Below are 19,377 nucleotides of genomic sequence, written 5' to 3'. Positions count from 1 at the left end.
GTCGTTTCAAGGCACTGCCGGTGGTCGCAGCAGCCGCAGCGCATTGATCGTGACCAGCACCGTCGCGCCGGTATCCGCCAGGATCGCCGGCCAGAGCCCGGTGATCCCGATGACGGTGGTGACGAGAAAAACCGCCTTCAGGCCCAGCGATATCGCGATGTTCTGGCGGATATTGGCCATGGTGCGTTTCGACAGGTCGATCATCCCGGCGACATCGGCGACACGGCCGTGCAAGACGGCCGCATCGGCGGTCTCCAAAGCGACATCCGTGCCTCCGCCCATGGCGATGCCGATATCGGCGGCAGCCAGCGCCGGCGCGTCATTGATGCCGTCCCCGACCTTGGCAACGACAAAGCCCTCGGCCTTCAGTTCGCCGACAATACGCTGCTTGTCCTCAGGCATCAGTTCGGCGCGAACCTCGATACCGAGTTGCTTGCCAATGGCTTTTGCCGTGCGGGCATTGTCGCCGGTCAGCATGACCGTCCGGATGCCGGCATCCGTCAAGGCTTTCAGGCCGGCCAGGGCATCGGCACGCGGTTCGTCGCGCATGGCGATGGCACCGGCCAGAACATTGCCGATGATCAGCACCGATACGGTCTTGCCATCGTCGTTCAGTTCCGTGATCCGAGCCATCTGCTCGTCCGAAAGCGTAACACGTTCGCCGCCGGCGCGGGGAGAGCCGAGAAAGATTTCCGTGCCATTCACGATCGCGGTCACACCCTTTCCGGCCAGCGCCTTAGCATCGCTGGCCGGGGGAATAACCAGTCCCTGATCCGCGGCCCTGGCCAGGATGGCGGTTGCAAGCGGATGGCTCGATCCGGTCTCCAAGGCTGCCGCATAAGCCAGCACGTCCTGTTCGGAGCGCTCGAAGGCAACGATATCCGTGACCTTCGGCTTGCCGGCGGTGAGTGTGCCGGTCTTGTCGAGGGCAACGGCGGTCACGCGACCGATGTTTTCCAGGACCGCGCCGCCCTTGAGCAGCAATCCGCGCCGGGCGCCGGCTGAAAGCGAAGCGGCGATCGCCGCAGGCGTCGAGATGACGAGCGCGCAGGGGCAGCCGATCAGCAGGATGGCCAGGCCCTTATAGATCCATTCGCTCCAATTGCCGCCAAGAAGCAGCGGCGGCAGGACCGCCACAAGCGCGGCCACAACCACCACGCCCGGCGTGTAATAATGCGAAAAGCGGTCGATGAAACGTTCCGTCGGCGCCTTGGATTCCTGCGCCTCTTCCACCAGTTTGACGACACGGGCAATGGTGTTATCGGAAGCAGCCGCGCTCACGCGGATGCGCAGAGTGGAAGCGGCGTTGATGGTTCCGGCGAATACCGTGGCATCCACACCCTTGTTGACCGGCGTGCTCTCGCCTGTCACCGGCGATTCATCGATCGCCCCTTCGCCGGAGACGATGACGCCGTCGGCGGGGATAAGGTCGCCGGGACGGACGAGAATGATATTTCCGATCGCCAGCGTGTCGGCCGCGACCTCGCGCGTTTGATTGTTCCGTTCGACAAGGGCAGTCTTCGGGACGAGTTCGGTCAGCGCCTGGATGCTGGCACGCGCCTTGCCGGCTGCCACACCTTCAAGCAACTCGCCGACAAGGAAAAGGAACACGACAGCGGCCGCTTCTTCCCCGGCATTGATGAAGATGGCGCCGACAGCCGCGATCGTCATCAGCATTTCGATGGAGAAGGGCGTGCCGGCCATCGCTGCCATGACCGCGCGCCGTGCGATCGGGATCAGTCCGACCAGCATGGCTGCGATGAAAAGGGCAGGCGCGATCGATGGCACAAGATGGCCGATGGCATAGGCGACAGCCAATGCTGCGCCGCAAGCGATCGCCAGCTTGCCTTTCCGGCTCTTCCACCAGGAACCATCCGTAGGGCCATGATCGTGGCCGTGCAGTCCCGCCGCGGCCGGTTTCGCGTGATCGTGGCCATCGTGATGTTCGTGGTCGTGCGCGCTCGCGTTGGTATGATCATGTCCGTGACCATGGTCATGCCCGCAGCAGGACACACTTGCCGCCGGTGCGGGGTCTCTTTGGTCAAGCGGCGAAACGGGATAGCCGAGCCCGGTGACTTTCTTCGCGATCGCCGCAAGATCGCTGGTCGTATCGTGATGTACGGTCATCGTGCCCGCGGTCACCGACACGGAGACATCGGAAACCCCCGGCATACGGCGAACGGCCGTGTCGATCTTGGACGCGCAACTGGCGCAATCCATGCCGTCAACCCGGTAGCGGGACTGTGTTGCGTTCGTCTTCATGATGGGACTCCTGTTATCAGGCCCTACCAAGTACATGCTCTAGTAACTAGAGGTGCAAGAGGGAAAATCAGCAATTTTCGCCAACGGTGCGCTCTGGAGCCCTGGATGTTATCGACCTGGCGAATGAAACGCGATTTCGCCGAAAGTGATCCATTCATTGTTACCGTAACGTACTTCTCAACAGGCATTGAATACATAGAGTGCGACTCTCGTACTCAATGGGGAGGTAGACGCCTTGGGCCGAGGAAGCATCAACATAGGCCCGCTCCACGGCGCAGGGGGGCGGGGGTTGCGGCGGCTGATGCTTAGATTGCCGGGACTTCGCGGCAAACTTCAGTCGCTCGCGGCCAAGTCGGTGCCTGTCAGCAATCTCCTCGAAGCTTATGAGGATGCCAGTGTTGCGCTTAATCAACTGCGTACCGCTCCCGGGGAAGACAATTGCCCGCTTGTGAAGGAATACGACTCCATCTGCGCCGAGATCGAGGCCGAGATCATAGAATACTGCCTTGAGAAAAGAGCGTGAGGACAGGAAACGGACGCCGTCCGCTGCTATTTTCTGGACGGCTTTGAATGGCGTTCAACAGAGCAGTCGGCGACCCGTCCGATTTCCGCAAGTTCATCAGCTCGCTCGTTGCCCGCGAGACCGCTGTGGCTCTTGCACCATGCGACCGTCATCAAAGGCAGGTGAACAAGCCGCGCATCAATGGCCTGCCACAGGTCCGCGTCGGGGATGGTCCGCTTCCGCATCTTTGTATTCGGGCTGATCTTCTTCCAACCATTGTTCTTCCAGATGTGCCGCCAGCGATTGCAGCCGCTGACCGCATACGTGGAATCCGTCCAAAGGGTTACGGCTTCTTCCGTTGCATTCTCCTCGATCCATTGGGCGGCATTGAGGAGAGCAATCAGCTCCATTGTGTTGTTGGCTGTATCCAAGACTCCGCCGAAAGCGGATGCGATCTCAGTCGCATCCCGATACGCAACATAAGCCCAGCCACCTCGCCGGCTGCGCGGTTCGCAAGAACCGTCTGCAAAGACATTCAAAACGAGGGCCGTCTCCTGATGGGGCAAGCAGGCGTTCGTTCCGATCATGACATCATATGTTTCGAGCGACGCCCTGTTGCCGTCATGGGTTCTTCGACCGCAGCGTGGCGAAGACTGGAGTCGCGGCGTGCACGCCGACGATCGTTACCCCGCCGACCGCTATCGCGAGGATGGCCTGGATGGCCGATGTTACCAGCCAGTGAATGATGTCGGATAGAAACCCTATGGCGTGGCTGGCCAGGCTGGCGATCTCTTCGATCAGGTGCTCCGGCGCGTGATAACCGAGTTGGGCCAATCCGTGGACGAGGATGCTGCCGCCAACCCAGAGCATGGCCGCCGTCCCGATAGCCGCCAGAATTTTCAGAAACACGGGGACGCCGACGACAAGGCCGCGACCGAAGGCGCGCAGCATCGCGATTGACGAACGAGTCAAGGCGAGGCCCGCATCGTCCGCCTTGACGATCAGGGCGACAACACCGTAGACGGCGAGCGTGATCAGGATACCGACCGCCGCCAGCACGGCAGCTTGCGAATAGATGTTCGAGGTGGCGACATTGGCGAGTGTCAGGGCCATGATTTCTGCGGACAGGATGAAATCCGTGCGGATCGCGCCACGGATCTTCTGGTTCTCCAGCGCTACGGGATCTGTGGTGTCCAGAAGCGCCTCTTCGTGGGCGTGCGCCGCGTGCGGCATCACCGCTTCATAGAGCTTTTCGGCGCCCTCATAGCAGAGATAGATACCCCCGAGCATCAGCAGCGGCGTGATGAGCCAGGGCGCGAAATAGCCGAGAAGGATGCAGGCAGGAAGCAGGAAGAGCAGCTTGTTCTTCAGGGAGCCCAAGGCGATCTTGGCGATGATCGGAAGCTCGCGCGCTGGTGAAAGGCCGACAACGTAACGTGGCGTGACTGCGGCGTCGTCGATCACGACGCCGGCGGCCTTGGCACCTGCCTTTACCGTCTGGGCTGCCACGTCGTCGAGCGATGCCGCCGCCAGCTTGGCGATCGCCGCAACGTCATCCAATAGTGCCAATAGCCCTGTCGCCATCTCTGTCTCCCTTGATCCATCACGAGGATTATTGCCTCCTGCATGCGCTTGTCGAGTGCTTATCCGCCCACGCGAACAAGATCATCGTTGACGCCGCTGCTGTGCAGCCGTCTATTGCCGTGCAGAGGCTTGGGAGATCGTCGGTGCAGTGTCTTGATTGGATTGCCTTTGTGTTATTTCTGGTCACGTGGATCGGCATCGAACCGATGATGGCCATAGGGTGGCCGCGTCGCGCAAACAGCCTGCTTCTCGACATGGCGCGTGTACGCAAGGCCTGGATGCGTGAGGTGTTGACCCGCGACAACAATTTCATCGGAGACGCCGCCATCCTTGGCCATACCATTAATTCGGCCTCCTTTTTCGGCTCGGCCAATCTCATCGTTATCGTCGGGATGAGCAGCGCGCTGTTCATGGAGCCCAATCTCGGCGGTGAGACTGGTATCATTGCCAAGGTCACGGCGATTGGCCCGACCTGGCTGTTTCAATGCAAGGTCGTGCTGGTGATGGCGACGCTGTTGCGCGGATTGTCGGATTTCATCTGGGCCGTGCGGCAGATCAACTATTGCCTCGCCGCTATCGGCGCCAGCCCTTCGCGGGAAGAACAGCGGGACATCGAAGCGTGGACAGAGGCGTTGACGCTGGTGGTCAATCCGGCCCTGCGCTCCTTCAGCGTCGGTGTCCGGTCGTATTATTTCACCGTGGCGGCCGCCCTCTGGTTCCTCGGCCCGATTGCTTTCATCATCGCCACGCTCTGCTGCGTCGCCCTTCTGGTCTGGCGCCAGAGTTGGTCGGATACGGCAAGAGGCGTGAAAGCGATCCGCAAATTGCTTGACGGACCGCTGCTGCCCAAAGACGTGACGCCAGCGCCGGAAACCGTGCAACCCGTCCCGCGGGAAAAGCTGGGTGTCTGACCCAAGGCTGCGAATGCACTGGGTTGGCCAGTGTATGTGTTGCCAGAAAACCCAATCGGACGCGTTTTATGCATCCGATCGCGTTTGGCAGCTTCTAAGGTGCGGGTTAGCGCGGGCAATCCTAATCGCGCGTGGTGCGCAGGTTCACGACGACGCGGCGGTTCTGCACCTTGCACGAGCGGTCGTTGCAGTCGCGAACTTCACGGTCGTTGCCATAGCCCTTGGCCCACATGCGCTTGGGGTCCACGCCCTTCGAGGCGAGATAGGCCATCACGGCATCCGCACGCTTCTGCGACAATGTCACCATGCTGCCCGCAGAGCCGGAATCGTCTGAAAAGCCTTGCAGTTTCACCAGCCAGCGCGGATTCAGATTGAGCCAGTTTGCTTGCTTGTCCAATGTCGCCCTTGCAACAGAATCAAGGTTGGCCGAATCCTGTGCAAAATAGATGCGGCGTCCGACATTGAGGATGAAGTCTTCCTCGCTGCCGAGAGAGACGGTCTCAAAGCCGGGAGCCGGATCGTTGGTATTGCCGGTCATTGGCACGACAGTCGGTTCTTCGACCGCGGCGATATCGGGTGTGGTACAGCCGGCAAGCGCCAGAAGAGCGGCCGCGGCGGCAAGGCGCCTCGTGAAAACGGTCATAGACATCGAGGATTTCCTATTCCACCTGGGTTGCGTCGCTGACCTGGGGTGCCTGGTCGGCAATATGCGGGAGAACCTGCACAGCCGTTCCGATGGGGCAACGCTGATAAAGGTCGATGGCGTCCTCGTTGAACATGCGGATGCAGCCGCTGGAGGCATCCTTGCCGATGCTGCCAGGGTCCAATGTCCCATGGAAGCGGTAGCCGGTATCGACACCGTCACGCAGCAGGTACATGGCGCGAGGACCCAGCGGGTTCTTCGGCGAGCCGCCCTCGACGAATTCTGGAAGCTCGGGATGGCGCTTGCGCATTTCAGGTGGTGGCGTCCACTTCGGCCACAGGGTCTTCTGGTCGATCGTGGCGCGGCCGTACCATTTGAAGCCCTCTTTCCCGACGCCGACGCCGTAGCGGATCGCTGTCTTGTTCTCCATGATCAGGTAGAGAAAATGATGCCGTGTGTCGACGACTACGGTGCCGATCGGCTCGGTGCTGAAATATTTAACAACCTGGCGGTGCCACTTCCTGTCGATCTTGGCGAAATTTGTAGCCTTGTACGTGACGCCATTATCGACGGCGGTGCCGTTGAAATACGATGCTGCAGCGGCGAAGGCCTGTTCTTGCGCTGCACCGGCGCCGAGCAGGGCCAAGCCACCAAGCAACGTTTCCCGTCGAGTCAAATTCATCGGCATTCCCCCTGAAAGCCAAGCAACGTCATGGCAGTAAATCAGATTTTTTATCTCCCACAACAGAAAACTCTTCGCTGACGATTCTTTCGGCTGACTGTTGCATTGTTTCCCATGCCGTTGATTGACGTCGTGTTCATGCGATCCAGTAAGCGGCCACCACGACCGGAAGCATCTCTCCATGATTGCAAATGCTGACAATTTCCGCCGTTGGCAGCCCTCGCTTCGGTGTCGCGCCAAAGAAGTCTCTGGCCTGCGTGCCGGTTAGCCTGCATGCTAAGCGGGATACCGATGGGGACGAGTCATGCTGAAAAATCAAAAGCCGTCCGCCGCAAAACGGGCGCTCGGCGTTAAGACGGCGTCGCTTGCGGGCAATTTGCCAACCTATGAGCACATCGTGACCGATGTGAACGAGACGTTTCTCTGGCGGGTCGATGATTATCCCTGGGAGCGCAATGTCTGGAATTTCCATCCGGAGATCGAAATTCACCTGATCCGCAATGCCAGCGGCATGGCCTTCGTCGGGGACCATATCGGCGAATTTCATTCGGGTTATCTGACGGTCGTTGGCCCCAATCTGCCGCATGACTGGGTAACCGCGACGGAGCCCGGTGAACTCATCCCGGGCCGGGACGTCGTGATCCAGTTCGATCCGGCGCGTGTGAAGGCGATCGCGGAGACCCTGCCGGAGTTCAGCCAACTCGACGCCTTCTTCAGCCGGTGCGAGCGCGGCCTCGTGTTCACCGGAAACACCCGGCGCGATGGCGCAGAGATGATCGAGCGGATGGGAGGCCTCAAGGGATTTGCCCGTCTCTCCCTCTTCATTCAGCTTCTCGAGCTTTTGTCATCCTCTGACGAATACGAAATCCTGTCCTCGCCGGAATTTGCGCCAAAACTCGACGCGGGCAACCTCGATGTGCTGCAGCGTTCACTCATCTATATTTTCGAGCATCTCGCATCCGATATTCACATCGACGAGGTCGCCGAACTTGCGGGAATGAGTGAAAGCGCCTTCTCACGCTTCTTCAAGAAGAATACCGGCAACAGCTTTACCGATCACGTCAACAAGTTGCGCATCTGGCAGGCCTGCAAGCTGCTGTCGGAAACCGACATGCCGATCACCGACATCTGCTTCGAGGTCGGCTATCTCAATATATCGAATTTCAACAGGACTTTCCTGAAGCAGCACAAGGTTACGCCGTCGGCCTATCGCAAGCTGACGAGCCAGCGACGCCCGGTCCGGGCGCTCGACACACAATCCGCATAGCGCATTAAAGTACAGATTCGATGCATGGAGCGCGCTAGTAGTCTGCGTCATGGCTCGTACTATTTGTCCGCGATCAACATCGCCGGGAGGCGCAGAACGATTGGGAGATCGTCTGCGTCAGGGACCTTTGGAGGACATCATGATCATCAAATCGCTCGTTTCGAGCATCGCTATCGCATGCGCAGTTTTCGGCGCCGCAATCCCTGCAGCCCATGCCGCAGAGTGCTCCGGCACCATCCGCGTCCTGGCTCAGCCGCGAGACGGCCTGACCCTCTTGGAACAGTACAAGGACGAGTTCACCAAGCTTTCGGGCGGCGCGGATTTCCAGATCGACTATCTCAACGAGAATGATCGCCGCGCCAAGACCAAGGCCGATGCCTCGACCATCGGCAAGTACAATGTGTATTATATTGACGAGGCCAATGTCGCGCTTTTCGCGTCGTCCGGCTGGGTCGCGCCGCTGCTCGACTATTACCCCAAGGATTACGACTACGCCGATTTCGATCCCGGCCGCCAGAAGGTCGCGACCTATGACGGCAAGGTCTGGTTCGCGCCGCTGACCGGCGGCGGTGACCTGATGGTCTATCGCAAGGACCTGCTGGAGGCCGCCGGCATCCAGCCGCCGAAGACGCTCGACGAATATGTCGCGGCGGTCGAGAAGCTGAATCAGCCCGACAAGGGCATCTATGGCACGGCGCTGCGCGGCCAGCGCGGTTCCGGCGCCAATGTCTGGCGCTGGATGCCGTTCTTCAAGGGCTTCGGCGGCAGCTGGTTCGACGGCAAGACGCCGGCCTTCGACAGCGAAGCGGCCGTCAAGGCGACCGAAACCTACCTGCGAATCTTCAAGTCGTCCGCGCCGGGCAGCCAGACGGGTGGTTGGGACGAGGCCGTCGGGGCCTTTACCTCGGGCCAGGTTGCGATGCTGATCGAATCCACGCCGCTGGTCGGCATGGCGCTCGACAAGAAGTCGTCGCAGGTGGCCGACAAGATCGGCTACCTGCCGCCGCCGACGCCGCTGACCGGCGGTGGTTATGGCCACGGCCTTGCCATCGGCACCAAGGCGAATGCGGACGATGCGGCCAAGCAATGCGCCGGTCTCTTCATCGGCTGGGCGACATCGAAGGAAAACGAGCAGCGCCGTCTCGACGAAGGCCAGTTCAGCGAGCTGAACCGCACCAGCGTCATGACCAGCGACAAGTTCGCCGAACTCTATGGCCCGGATCTCGGTCAGGCGCTGGCCGATACCGGCAAGGTCACGGCCGTCAACTTCTGGCAGAGCCCGCAATGGCCTGATCTCGGCGACCGCTGGGGTATCATCCTCGAAGAGTTGATCACCGGCACCCGCACCGACGTGAAGGAAGGCCTCGACGAACTCGACGGCTTCGCCAAGGATCTGGTCGCGCGCAGCCAGTAGTTCTCGTCCCTTGTTTCGTGTCCCGGCGGGCTCATTGTTCGCCGGGTTTCTGTCCATCGGCGTTTGATCGCCGGAGGGGTACCCCATGAAAGCCAAACATATCCTGCCGGCGGTCTTTGTGACGCCTGCAATGGCCATCCTGGCCGTGCTGGCCCTCGTGCCGACGGTCTATGCCATCGTCATCTCGTTCCAGGATCGCGAACTGAGCCGTCCGGACGGGCAGTTCATCGGTCTGGTGAACTACCTTTCTCTTTTCTCCGACAGGCGCTTCATCAACGCCATCCAGGTCTCATTGACGTGGGAGGTGCTGACGGTCGGCCTGACGCTGCTGATCGCGATCGGGCTCGGCATCCTGCTGTTCGAATGCGCGACGCCGAAGACGCGCAACATCCTGTCACTGCTTTTCCTCGTGCCGGTGATCCTGCCGCGCGTTTCCGCCGCCTTCGTCTGGAAATTCGCTTTCCATCCGCTCTACGGAATCATCACCTATCCCTACAAGGCCATTACCGGACAGCCGCTCGATCTGTTGTCCAATCCGCTGACGGCGCTGGCCACCGTTGCGTTGGTCGATGTCTGGCAATGGGGCCTGTTCTTCTCGGTCATCGTGCTGAAGCTGTTGGAAACCCTGCCGCCACAACCCTTCGAGGCGGCACGGCTCGATCATGCCCGGACCTGGGAGGTCTATGCCTATGTGGCCTTGCCCATGCTCAAGGCGCCGCTCATCTCGCTTGCCTTCGTCAAGATGATCGAGTCGCTGCGCGCCTTCGACCTGATCTATGTCATGACCCGTGGCGGCCCCGGCATTTCGACGGAGACGCTCGACATGTACGCCTTCTCGCAGGGCTTCATCGAGTCCGGCCGGATTTCCTATGCGTCGAGCATGGCCGTCTTGATGATGATCGCGACGTCGGTCGCATTCACCTTTCTCTGGAAGAGGGCCAGGATATGAGCACGCGTCACCTCGGCCGCACTGCCGGAAAAGCCATCCTCGCGCTGGCAGCCTTTTCCGCCGTCTTCCCCGTCTTCTGGACTGTTCTCAACGCCTTCAAGAACCGCGTCGATATCGTCACGCCGACGCCGCTGTTCATTTTCACGCCGACACTCGACAATTTCGCCTATGTGCTGGGGCGCGACAGCGTCTTCGCCGGACTGCTCAATTCGGTGATCATCTCGGGAATGGCGGTGCTGATCGGCGCCGTTCTCGGCCTGCCGGCAGCCTATGCCATCGCGCGTTATCCGAACCGCTGGTCGAAGGACATCCAGTTCTTCGTCCTGTCGCTGCGCTTCCTGCCGCCGGTCGCCGTCGCCATTCCGCTGATGGTGATCTGGCTGGATTTCGGCTTCTACGACACGCGCCTGTCGATGATCGTGACCTATACTCTGCTGACGCTCGCGACTATCGTCTGGCTCAGCGTTCCCGCTTTTGCGCGGGTGCCGAAGGAGGTCGAGGAAGCGGCGCGCGTCGATGGCTACGGTCCGTTTGCGATCTTCTTCCTGATCGCGCTGCCGATCGCGTCGCGATCGCTGATTGGCGCCGTCGCGTTCAGCTTCGTGCTGGTCTGGAACGAGTTCCTGATCGCGCTGATGCTGACCACTTCGGATGCCAAGACGCTGCCGATCGTCGCCTCGGAACTGACGCAGCTTGGCCGCGACGTGCCCTGGGGTATTCTGAATGCCTCGGTCGTTCTTCTTTCCATTCCGCCGCTGCTCTTCATCGGAGTTTTGAGCGGCATGCTCAACAGCGCCTTCAAGCGTAAGTCATCGTAAAGGATCATACAGATGGAAGCTCTCGTTCTGGAGCAAAAGGGCGTACTGGCGCTCAGGGATATCGACCTGCCGGCGGACATCGGCCCGGACGACGTCAAGATCCGGATCCATACGGTCGGCATCTGCGGCAGCGACGTGCATTATTATACCCATGGTGCAATCGGCCCCTTCGTGCTGCGCGAGCCGATGGTTCTTGGTCATGAGGCGGCCGGAACGATCGTCGAGATCGGCAGCAATGTGAAGGGATTGGTGCCAGGCGACCGCGTCTGCATGGAGCCGGGCATTCCGAACCTCTCCTCGCGCGCGTCGAAACTCGGCATCTACAATGTCGATCCGGACGTCCGCTTCTGGGCGACGCCACCGGTCCATGGCGTGCTGACCCCCTCTGTCGTCCACCCGGCGGCCTTTACATACAAGCTACCGGATAATGTCAGCTTTGCGGAAGGCGCGATGGTCGAGCCTTTCGCGATCGGCATGCAGGCGGCTGCACGGGCGCGGATTTCGCCCGGCGATGTCGCTGTTGTCGTCGGCTGCGGACCGATCGGGATCATGGTGGCGCTTGCCGCGCTCGCCGGCGGTTGCGCCTCCGTCTATGTCTCCGATTTCAGTGCGGAAAAACTGGAGATTGCCGGCCGCTATCCGGGCATCATCCCCGTCAATATCGGCGAGCAGAGTTTGAACGACGTTGTTCAAGCCGGTACGGATGGTTGGGGCGCCGATATCGTCTTCGAAGCCAGCGGCAGCGCCAAGGCCTATGCCGGCCTGTTCGATCTCGTCCGGCCGGGAGGTGCCGTGGTTCTCGTCGGCCTGCCGGTCCAGCCGGTGAGTTTCGATGTATCCGGCGCCATCGCCAGGGAAGTGCGCATCGAGACGGTGTTCCGCTATGCCAATATCTTCGACCGCGCGCTGCAACTCATTGCCTCGGGCAAGGTCGATCTGAAGCCGCTGATCACGCAGACCTTCGATTTCGCCGAGAGCATCGCCGCTTTCGAGCGAGCCGCCGCCGCCCGGCCGACGGACGTCAAGCTGCAGATTCGCATGCCAGTGGGAGGAAACTGAGATGTCGAATATCGTTTGCTCCGGCGTCGACAAGAATTACGGCGCCATCAACGTCATCAAGGATTTCAACCTCAATGTCGCCGATCGGGAATTCATCGTCTTCCTCGGCCCTTCCGGATGCGGGAAATCGACCTTGCTCAGGATGATCGCCGGCCTTGAGGATATTTCCGGCGGTACGGTGTCGATCGGCGGCACGGCGGTCAACGAACTGGAACCACGCGACCGCGGCGTCGCCATGGTCTTCCAGAACTATGCGCTCTATCCCCACATGTCGATCTACGACAACATCGCCTTCGGCCTGAAGCGTATGAAAATACCGAAGGCCGATATCGACCGGCGCATCAAAGCCGTTGCCGCGACCCTGGGGCTTGAACCCTATCTGTCGCGCAAGCCCACCGAATTGTCCGGTGGCCAGCAGCAGCGTGTGGCGATCGCCCGCGCCATGATCAAGACCCCGAAAGTGTTCCTGTTCGACGAGCCATTGTCCAATCTCGATGCCAAGCTGCGCCATCACATGCGCGTCGAGATCGCCCGGCTTCACCAGAAGCTGCAGACGACCACGATCTATGTGACGCATGACCAGCTGGAGGCGATGACGCTCGCCGATCGGATCGTTCTGATGAAGGGCGGCGCCATCGAGCAAGTGGGAACTCCGGCGGAAATCTATGGCAGGCCGCGCACGCTGTTCGTTGCCGGCTTCATCGGCACGCCGAACATGAACCTGATCGACGTCACCGTCGCGCGGGGGGAGGCGGGCTGGCTGCTGCGGACGGAAGGCACGGACATCCGTATTTCCGGCCATGGGTTCGATCTGAAACCCGGCCAGGAAGCCGTCCTGGGCATCCGCCCCCCGGATCTGGTTCAGGCATCCTCGACTGCCGGCAATGTCCTGACCGGCGTGGCCGATCTCATCGAATTCCACGGCAACGATGCCCTTGTGACCTTCAAGCTTGATGGCAAGGAAATCGGGGCTTTGGTGGATGCCGTTTCCTGCCCGAAAACGGGCGAGCGGTTGGCATTTTCCTTCGATGAAGCCCGCATTCACCTGTTCGACAAGGCGACTGGACTGACGCTGCGGCGCGATGGTGGAAGCATTCAATAACCTGGTGGAAATCTCCCTCCACCAGCGGGTCGGGCGAGGGTGTCGAACATGATGCTCTCGCCCGGCGTGCTTTCCGATGGTGCACCCATCGCGAGGGCAACGAACTGGATGCTTGCGCATTCTTGACTGGAGCTCGCAATTGCGGTGCTGTCCTCGGGTCCGCCTTTCGGCTGGACGAGAGGAGATGCATCATGAAGCAGTTTATCGGTGGTTGTCGGTGCGGCGATATCCGGTTCGTGGCGAGCGGAGCCCCGTATCGGGTCGGTATCTGCCACTGCCTCGATTGCCGCAAGCATCACGGCGCATTGTTCCATGCGTCGGCGATCTTTCCGGAGGATGCGGTGACGATCGAGGGCGAGACGCGCGATTATGCCGGCCGCTTCTTCTGCCCCCGCTGCGGCTCGCCGGTCTTCGGCCGGACGGGAGACGAGATCGAGATCAATCTCGGATCGCTCGATGCGCCCGATCAGTTCCAGCCGACATACGAACTCTGGACGATCCGCCGCGAATCCTGGCTGCCGCCGTTTTCGACACGGCTTTACGAGCGCGACCGGGAGAGCGAAAGCCGCTTCGAAGACTGACGATTCCGCTCAGTCCTCGATGGCGGCGAGTGCCGCGCGCAGCTTCGTCGGGCTTTGCCCGAAGGCCTGCGAAAAGGCGCGGGAGAAATGCGAGGCATTTTCGAACCCGACTTCGAGCGCAACCTCGATCAGTGGCGCCTTGGTCTTGGTCAGCAGCTGCTTGGCCCGCTCCATCCGCACCCGCCGATAGACGAGTGCGGGTGAACTCTTAGTCTCGTTCATGAACAGCCGCTCCAACTGCCGCCGGGAAAGGCCGACGGACGAGGCCAGTTCCTCGATCGGCAGCGTTCCTTCGACATGCTGCTCCATCATGATCAGCACGGCCCGGATCCGCGGGTCCTTGCACTCGATCGAGAGCGGCTTGCGGGTCTGGATGGCAAGGGCGGTGCGGGCTTTCTCGATCTGCAGCACTTCCAGCGCGTTACGCTCGGCTTCCTTGCTGATGTGCCGCCGGACGATGAAGGCCGCCATGTCCGCGGCACTGCTGCCGCCGGCACAGGAGCCGCGCGTCCGGTCGAGATTGAAAATCCGGTCGGAGCGCACCGGATGGTCGGGGAAGCGCTCGCGGAACGTGTTGTAATGCAGCCAGCTGACACAGGTCCGATGCTCCTTCATCAGCCCGATTTCGGCGAGAATGAAGGTGCCGGTGCAAACGCCGATCAGCTTCACGTTCTTGGCTGCCGCTTTTTTCAGGAAATTGACGGTATCCAGATCCACGGTCGCGCTGTTGTTCAGCAGGCCGCCGACCACGACGATGTAATGAAACTGGCTGGGATCGACGAAATCCGACGTCGGCGCGACCTTCACGCCGCAGCTTGAGGTGATCAGATGCCGCGTGCTGCCCAGCACTTCCCAATCGGCGAGCACGCGCCCCGACCGGTCGAACTCGTCACTCGCCAGCCGCAACGTATCGACGAACAGCGCGAAGGCCGACAGCGTAAACGACTTCGCCAGGACGAAGCCGATCTTCAGTCTTTCCGCCGGCATGCGTGCATCCGTGGATTTCATTCGAGCTCCATCGCAGTCCCTGCGTCTTGTTCTGGGAAGTTCGGCCGCACCCAGCGATTATTGTCTACAAATAGTATACACGTCTTCAGCGCTGCGGAAAAGATATGGTTTAACGGCGCCGGTCTCCGCAAATCGACGAAAATAAAACGCCGATTGTCGCATGTTTCTGATCGGCATGAACGCGAATTTGCGGATTCGGGTTGCCTGGAAACGCACTGTTTACCGGAATTGGCCCTCGCTTTGGCTGAATTGGCCCGCAGGCCGATCGGCTCATCGGCCCTGCAGCCCTGTACCCATCGCCGGCGATTTCGCTTTCCGTTCTTGTCGCCGTCATGGCACATGAATGGGCCTCCCTGATACGCGAAGAAGGCGCGTCTATTGGCAAGTGCCGGTATGGCACCTTTAAAATTGTTGGAATTTCCCGAACTGCGTCATGCAAACGGCATTTGAGGAGATGCCGTTTTCTTCATCACGGCACGACCCGATTCACCGCGTAATGCACAGGTTTCTGACAACGTCATTCAACCAAGGGGCAAGAAGGGATCGTTACAGCATGAAGTCGTCCTTTTGCAGGGCCATAGCCTCATCAAGCTGGATGCTGAAATCCGCAGACTTGTCTCCGTTGACGTCGGCATAGATGTACGTGTTCGATCCCTTCTCCTGATAGCGCAACTGGCCCGCTTGACCTGAAAATGACCCGTTTCCAATGAAAATGAAGGCCTGGTTTCCAACCGCATTTGAATTTGCGTCGATGGAAGAGAGGTCAATCCGATCGCCGCTCGATGCCGTGAAATCCACGATGACGTCACGGCCGATGCTTGTCGGGCCGCTTTCGGAGAGCGAATTGAAATCGAAGATGTCCGACCCGTGGCCTCCGATCAGTTTGTCCACGCCTGCACCACCGGCCAGCACATCATTGCCGTCACCGCCGTCCAGAGTGTTTTCGCCGGTGTTGCCGGTCAGCCTGTCGGCAAAGCTTGAACCCGTCAGGTTCTCGATCGAAGAGTAGGTGTCGCCCTTGGCGTCCTGCGTATTGACCGCAGCATCGGACAGGTTCGCCATGACGCCCTTGCTCGCGCCGGCATAAGATGCCCGGTCAATGCCGTTGCCGCCAATCAGTCTGTCCGCTCCCGCGCCGCCGATCAGGATATCGTCGCCGTCGCCGCCATCCAGCGTGTTGTCGCCGGCGTTCCCGGTGAGCCTGTCGGCAAAGCTTGAGCCAGTCAGGTTCTCGATCGAAAAGTAGATATCGCCCCTGGCATCCTGCGTGTTGACGGAGGCATCGGACAGGCTTGCGGTAACGCCCCTGGTCGCTCCCGCGTAGGACGCCCGGTCAGCACCGCTGCCACCAACCAGCTTGTCGGCACCACCGCCGCCGGTCAGGATATCATCGCCATAGCTGCCATCCAGCGTATTTGCAGCGGCGTTGCCGATCAGCCTGTCGGCAAAGCTTGTGCCAGTAAGGTTTTCGATCGACGCGTAGGTGTCGCCCTTTGCGTCCTGCGTATTGACCGATACATCGGACAGGCTTGCCATGACGCCCTTGTTCGCGCCGGCATAAGACGCCCGGTCCATACCGCTGCCGCCAATCAACGTGTCAGCGCCAGCGCCGCCGATCAGGACATCGTCGCCGTCGCCACCATCGAGGACGTTTGCGGCGGTGTTGCCGGTCAACCTGTCGGCATAATTCGTGCCGATCAGGTTCTCGATTGACCGGTAAAAATCGCCCGAAGCGTCGTTAGAATTGTAGCTGGTGTCAACCAGGCTGGCGATGACCGCCTTGGTGGCGCCGGCATAGGAAGCGGTATCAAGCCCAGCACCGCCTCTGAGATCATCGTATCCTGCGCCGCCGATGAGGATATCGTCGCCATCTCCACCAGAAAGCGTGTTGCCGCCGGAGTTGCCGGTTATCACGTTGGCCAATTCATTGCCGGCTGCGGTGATGTCGGCGGTACCGGAGAGTGTCAGGTTCTCGAGATTGCCGGAAAGAACGTAGCTGACCGACGCTCGAACGAGGTCGATTCCTTCACCAGCATTTTCGATTGCCTTGTCGCCTGCTCGATCAATCAAGTACGTGTCGTTGCCCAAACCGCCGATCAAAGTATCGGTGCCTGTGCCGCCGTCGAGGATGTTATCGCCTGCATTGCCAATAATAACATTGATGAGGCTGCTGCCGGTCCCGTTGATGTTGGAGGTGCCAGTAAGTGTGAGGTTCTCGACATTGCCGGCGATTGTGTAGCTGACAGACGAGCGGGCGATATCCATACCTCCGCCTGTCTTCTCGATGATTTTGTCGCTCGAACTGTCAACCACATAGGTGTCGTTTCCCGCACCGCCAATCAGGGTATCGGCACCTGAGCCGCCATCAAGTATGTTCCTGCCGGCGTTGCCGGTGATGATATTGACGAGGCCGTTACCGGTTCCATCGATATCGGACGTACCAGTGAGGGTAAGGTTCTCGATATTGCCGATAAGGGCGTAGCTGATCGACGAGCGGACGAGATCGGTGCCTTCATCCGCTTTCTCGACGATTGTGTCGCTGGTGCTATCGAGAATATAGGTATCGTTGCCGAGGCCACCGGCGAGAGTATCAGTGCCGAGGCCGCCGTCGAGCGTGTTGTTGGCAGTGTTTCCGGTCAGGCTGTCATCATACCGGGAGCCAATGATGTTCTCCACGCTTGAATACGAGTCTCCGGCGGCACCTCCTGCGTTCAGCGCATTGTTTGCAAGATTGAGCGTGACGCCGACGGTGGCTGCGGCGTAGGACGCAGTATCAGCGCCGCCGCCGCCGTTAACGGTATCCGATTTGGCTCCAGCGATAAATGTATCGGCTCTCGCCCCGCCGGTTACGGTGTTGCCATCGGCGGACAGTGTAACGACAACAGCTCCCACGTCCTGGAGTGCCTTGGAAAAGTTGATCGCGCCGGAACCGGAGATAAAAATGGTAACCGAATACGTAGCCGGGCCGTGCGAATCATAATTTGTGATGCGCTCGAAACTTGACAATTGAGTGGTGGTCGCAGTGATGCTCTCCCCATCGACATCGAGAACCTCGACCTCTGAAACGGTTAAGCCCTTCATATCTCCATTGGCGACCATGATATCCCAGCCACTGCCGCCAATGGCCGTAACGACTCGTCCACCCAAACGACTGATGGCCAGGAAGTCATTGCCGTTGCCACCGTTGACGGTGTCATTTCTGCCCCAGGCGGTGATATGGTCGTTGCCGTCGTTTCCATTAAACGTATCGTTGTCATCGACACTATAGTTGTCCCAGAATTCGTCATCCCCGGCCCCGCCGTTCAGAATGTCGTCCCCCGCATTGCCGTACAACTGATCGTCCAGATCTCCGGCCGTTACAGTGTTGCCATCAGCGGATGTATGGACATTGACCTTCCGCACGCCTCCAAGCGCTTGAGTAAGATCGACCGATCCTGCCCCGGAAAGCCAATAGGTTCCGCCGGTTTCCTCATCGTACAAACCCGCGCCGATCCACTCGAAGCTCGACAGTTGAGCCGCCGTTATCGTAATTTGCTTGACCGCCTCCAGAATCTCCACCCCCGAAATGGAGATTTTGGAGATATCACCGGACGTCCGAAGGCGGTCCACACCAGCGCCGCCGTCGATCTTGCTTACTGTGCCGGCAATTATGATGTCTGAGCCGGCGCCGCCGTTGACGATGGCGTATTTCGATCTGGCGTAGATCGTATCGTCTCCGTCTCCGCCATTCAGGATGTCGCGGCCCAAGCTGCCATAATTCATGCTGCCGTAAAGCGTATCGTTGCCTTTGCCGCCATTCAGCGTGTCGGACGCATCACTGCCGTAGATCGTGTCGTCTCCATCACCTGTCGTAATCGTATTCCCGGCCTCAAAGGCAAAGACCTCCACGGCACGGATCCCCTCCAGCGCCAAGGAAAAGTCGATTGTCCCGATGCTCCCGATTTGAAGGGAGACGGTATCCGTCAGATTGGCCGGCTGATCATATGTGACGATGCGATCGAAGGTCGAAAATTCAGCTGCGGTCATCGTGACCGTAACTCCGTTCGTTTCCAGTATTTTCGCCATTCTCGAATCGATCCCCAATCAGCATGTGGTTGTCAGTACCGAAGCAAATTTCACACAGGTTACTCAGCTTCAAGTCAACCATTATTTGAGGAGGTACTGAACTTTCGGTTGTATCGGTTCGCGGCTGGGCTTTGAAACCAAAAATCAGGCAAATCCTGTTGAAGGCCAACGTGCTGTGTGGGCAAGATATTGATCGCGTTTTGCTTTGCTTGAACTTGTAAAAAACAAAAGCATTTCTCGCCCGAGAACGCGGCGTCAGCCACGCCATCAAATCCTTGCTCCGTCGGGAAAGCTCCATGATGGCACCATCAACTAGTTCACCTCGAACCACGCCCAGAAAAAGGCGTATGACTGGAGATTCAAGGAATTTAGAGTTTTTAGGGAGATTTGGCTGGGGAACCTGGATTCGAACCAGGACTAACGGAGTCAGAGTCCGTGGGTCTACCGTTAACCTATTCCCCAACGCTCAGGGGCGATATGTGCGCCCGGCTGGTGAGGCGGGCTTATAAACAAAGAATCGGCGGATGCAA

General features: G+C 59.7%; 15 protein-coding genes, 1 tRNA gene and 1 pseudogene. 9 read left to right on the top strand and 8 right to left on the bottom strand.

Annotated features, from left to right (window positions below):
* Positions 1–6: 6 nt before the first annotated feature.
* Complete coding sequence (locus ASG68_RS02045; RefSeq protein WP_062583562.1) at positions 7–2,262, bottom strand: heavy metal translocating P-type ATPase; 2,256 nt, start codon at positions 2,260–2,262, stop codon at positions 7–9.
* A gap of 289 nt (positions 2,263–2,551) precedes the next feature.
* Here ASG68_RS02045 and ASG68_RS02040 point away from each other — a divergent pair, with 289 nt between their 5' ends.
* On the top strand, positions 2,552–2,785 hold the full coding sequence (locus ASG68_RS02040) for a hypothetical protein (protein WP_244484077.1): 234 nt from the start codon (positions 2,552–2,554) through the stop codon (positions 2,783–2,785).
* A 26-nt stretch (positions 2,786–2,811) separates the two neighbouring features.
* On the opposite strand, the gene ASG68_RS02035 is transcribed toward ASG68_RS02040, so the two are convergent.
* Entirely contained in the window at positions 2,812–3,351 is a 540-nt protein-coding gene (locus ASG68_RS02035; protein WP_062583564.1) for a ribonuclease H family protein, read from the bottom strand.
* A gap of 34 nt (positions 3,352–3,385) precedes the next feature.
* A complete protein-coding gene (locus tag ASG68_RS02030) occupies positions 3,386–4,348 on the bottom strand; it encodes a DUF808 domain-containing protein (RefSeq protein WP_062583565.1) in 963 nt (320 codons plus the stop codon).
* Between the two features lie 143 nt (positions 4,349–4,491).
* Between ASG68_RS02030 and ASG68_RS02025 the strand changes: the two are divergent.
* Positions 4,492–5,181: pseudogene (locus ASG68_RS02025) on the top strand (DUF599 domain-containing protein); the annotation flags it as partial.
* A gap of 199 nt (positions 5,182–5,380) precedes the next feature.
* Here ASG68_RS02025 and ASG68_RS02020 read toward each other — a convergent pair.
* Positions 5,381–5,908 (bottom strand): OmpA family protein, encoded by a 528-nt coding sequence (locus ASG68_RS02020; RefSeq protein WP_062583566.1) that lies wholly within the window; start codon positions 5,906–5,908, stop codon positions 5,381–5,383.
* A gap of 10 nt (positions 5,909–5,918) precedes the next feature.
* On the bottom strand, positions 5,919–6,584 hold the full coding sequence (locus tag ASG68_RS02015) for a L,D-transpeptidase (protein ID WP_062583567.1): 666 nt from the start codon (positions 6,582–6,584) through the stop codon (positions 5,919–5,921).
* Positions 6,585–6,888: 304 nt separating this feature from the next.
* Between ASG68_RS02015 and ASG68_RS02010 the strand changes: the two genes are divergently transcribed.
* From ASG68_RS02010 to ASG68_RS01980, 7 genes are all read left to right on the top strand, one after another.
* Positions 6,889–7,851: an AraC family transcriptional regulator gene (locus tag ASG68_RS02010; protein WP_062583568.1), complete on the top strand. Its 963-nt coding sequence runs from the start codon at positions 6,889–6,891 to the stop codon at positions 7,849–7,851.
* A gap of 139 nt (positions 7,852–7,990) precedes the next feature.
* The gene (locus ASG68_RS02005; RefSeq protein ID WP_062583569.1) at positions 7,991–9,265 is read left to right on the top strand and encodes an ABC transporter substrate-binding protein; all 1,275 of its coding nucleotides are present in this window, start codon (positions 7,991–7,993) and stop codon (positions 9,263–9,265) included.
* Positions 9,266–9,350: 85 nt separating this feature from the next.
* Complete coding sequence (locus ASG68_RS02000) at positions 9,351–10,214, top strand: carbohydrate ABC transporter permease (protein WP_062583570.1); 864 nt, start codon at positions 9,351–9,353, stop codon at positions 10,212–10,214.
* Positions 10,211–11,032: a carbohydrate ABC transporter permease gene (locus ASG68_RS01995; protein WP_062583571.1), complete on the top strand. Its 822-nt coding sequence runs from the start codon at positions 10,211–10,213 to the stop codon at positions 11,030–11,032. The genes ASG68_RS02000 and ASG68_RS01995 overlap by 4 nt, the downstream gene beginning before the upstream one ends.
* A gap of 12 nt (positions 11,033–11,044) precedes the next feature.
* Positions 11,045–12,091: an NAD(P)-dependent alcohol dehydrogenase gene (locus tag ASG68_RS01990; RefSeq protein WP_062583572.1), complete on the top strand. Its 1,047-nt coding sequence runs from the start codon at positions 11,045–11,047 to the stop codon at positions 12,089–12,091.
* Between the two features lies 1 nt (position 12,092).
* Positions 12,093–13,193, top strand: coding sequence for an ABC transporter ATP-binding protein (locus tag ASG68_RS01985; protein ID WP_062583573.1), 1,101 nt, complete (start codon positions 12,093–12,095; stop codon positions 13,191–13,193).
* 191 nt (positions 13,194–13,384) lie between these two features.
* Entirely contained in the window at positions 13,385–13,774 is a 390-nt protein-coding gene (locus tag ASG68_RS01980) for a GFA family protein (protein WP_062583574.1), read from the top strand.
* 9 nt (positions 13,775–13,783) lie between these two features.
* Here ASG68_RS01980 and ASG68_RS01975 read toward each other — a convergent pair whose 3' ends face one another.
* The 3 genes from ASG68_RS01975 to ASG68_RS01965 form a co-directional block, all read right to left on the bottom strand.
* A complete protein-coding gene (locus ASG68_RS01975) occupies positions 13,784–14,782 on the bottom strand; it encodes a GlxA family transcriptional regulator (protein WP_062583575.1) in 999 nt (332 codons plus the stop codon).
* Positions 14,783–15,328: 546 nt separating this feature from the next.
* Entirely contained in the window at positions 15,329–18,808 is a 3,480-nt protein-coding gene (locus ASG68_RS01970) for a beta strand repeat-containing protein (RefSeq protein ID WP_062583576.1), read from the bottom strand.
* A gap of 427 nt (positions 18,809–19,235) precedes the next feature.
* Positions 19,236–19,309, bottom strand: a tRNA-Gln gene (locus ASG68_RS01965).
* Positions 19,310–19,377 lie beyond the last annotated feature (68 nt).

Origin of the sequence: Rhizobium sp. Leaf453 (assembly GCF_001425605.1) — a bacterium.
Taxonomy (GTDB): domain Bacteria; phylum Pseudomonadota; class Alphaproteobacteria; order Rhizobiales; family Rhizobiaceae; genus Pararhizobium.
The sequence above is the reverse complement of the archived record's forward strand: the minus strand, read 5'-3'. Positions and strand labels throughout refer to the sequence as shown.

Excerpts from the sequence above, each read along its gene's own strand:
- ASG68_RS02020 (WP_062583566.1), bottom strand. The coding sequence starts at position 5,908 with ATGTCTATGACCGTTTTCACGAGGCGCCTTGCCGCCGCGGCCGCTCTT.
- ASG68_RS01990 (WP_062583572.1), top strand. The coding sequence starts at position 11,045 with ATGGAAGCTCTCGTTCTGGAGCAAAAGGGCGTACTGGCGCTCAGGGAT.
- ASG68_RS02000 (WP_062583570.1), top strand. The coding sequence starts at position 9,351 with ATGAAAGCCAAACATATCCTGCCGGCGGTCTTTGTGACGCCTGCAATG.
- ASG68_RS02015 (WP_062583567.1), bottom strand. The coding sequence starts at position 6,584 with ATGAATTTGACTCGACGGGAAACGTTGCTTGGTGGCTTGGCCCTGCTC.
- ASG68_RS01970 (WP_062583576.1), bottom strand. The coding sequence starts at position 18,808 with ATGACCGCAGCTGAATTTTCGACCTTCGATCGCATCGTCACATATGAT.
- ASG68_RS01985 (WP_062583573.1), top strand. The coding sequence starts at position 12,093 with ATGTCGAATATCGTTTGCTCCGGCGTCGACAAGAATTACGGCGCCATC.
- ASG68_RS01975 (WP_062583575.1), bottom strand. The coding sequence starts at position 14,782 with ATGAAATCCACGGATGCACGCATGCCGGCGGAAAGACTGAAGATCGGC.
- ASG68_RS01995 (WP_062583571.1), top strand. The coding sequence starts at position 10,211 with ATGAGCACGCGTCACCTCGGCCGCACTGCCGGAAAAGCCATCCTCGCG.
- ASG68_RS01980 (WP_062583574.1), top strand. The coding sequence starts at position 13,385 with ATGAAGCAGTTTATCGGTGGTTGTCGGTGCGGCGATATCCGGTTCGTG.
- ASG68_RS02005 (WP_062583569.1), top strand. The coding sequence starts at position 7,991 with ATGATCATCAAATCGCTCGTTTCGAGCATCGCTATCGCATGCGCAGTT.
- ASG68_RS02010 (WP_062583568.1), top strand. The coding sequence starts at position 6,889 with ATGCTGAAAAATCAAAAGCCGTCCGCCGCAAAACGGGCGCTCGGCGTT.
- ASG68_RS02035 (WP_062583564.1), bottom strand. The coding sequence starts at position 3,351 with ATGATCGGAACGAACGCCTGCTTGCCCCATCAGGAGACGGCCCTCGTT.
- ASG68_RS02030 (WP_062583565.1), bottom strand. The coding sequence starts at position 4,348 with ATGGCGACAGGGCTATTGGCACTATTGGATGACGTTGCGGCGATCGCC.
- ASG68_RS02045 (WP_062583562.1), bottom strand. The coding sequence starts at position 2,262 with ATGAAGACGAACGCAACACAGTCCCGCTACCGGGTTGACGGCATGGAT.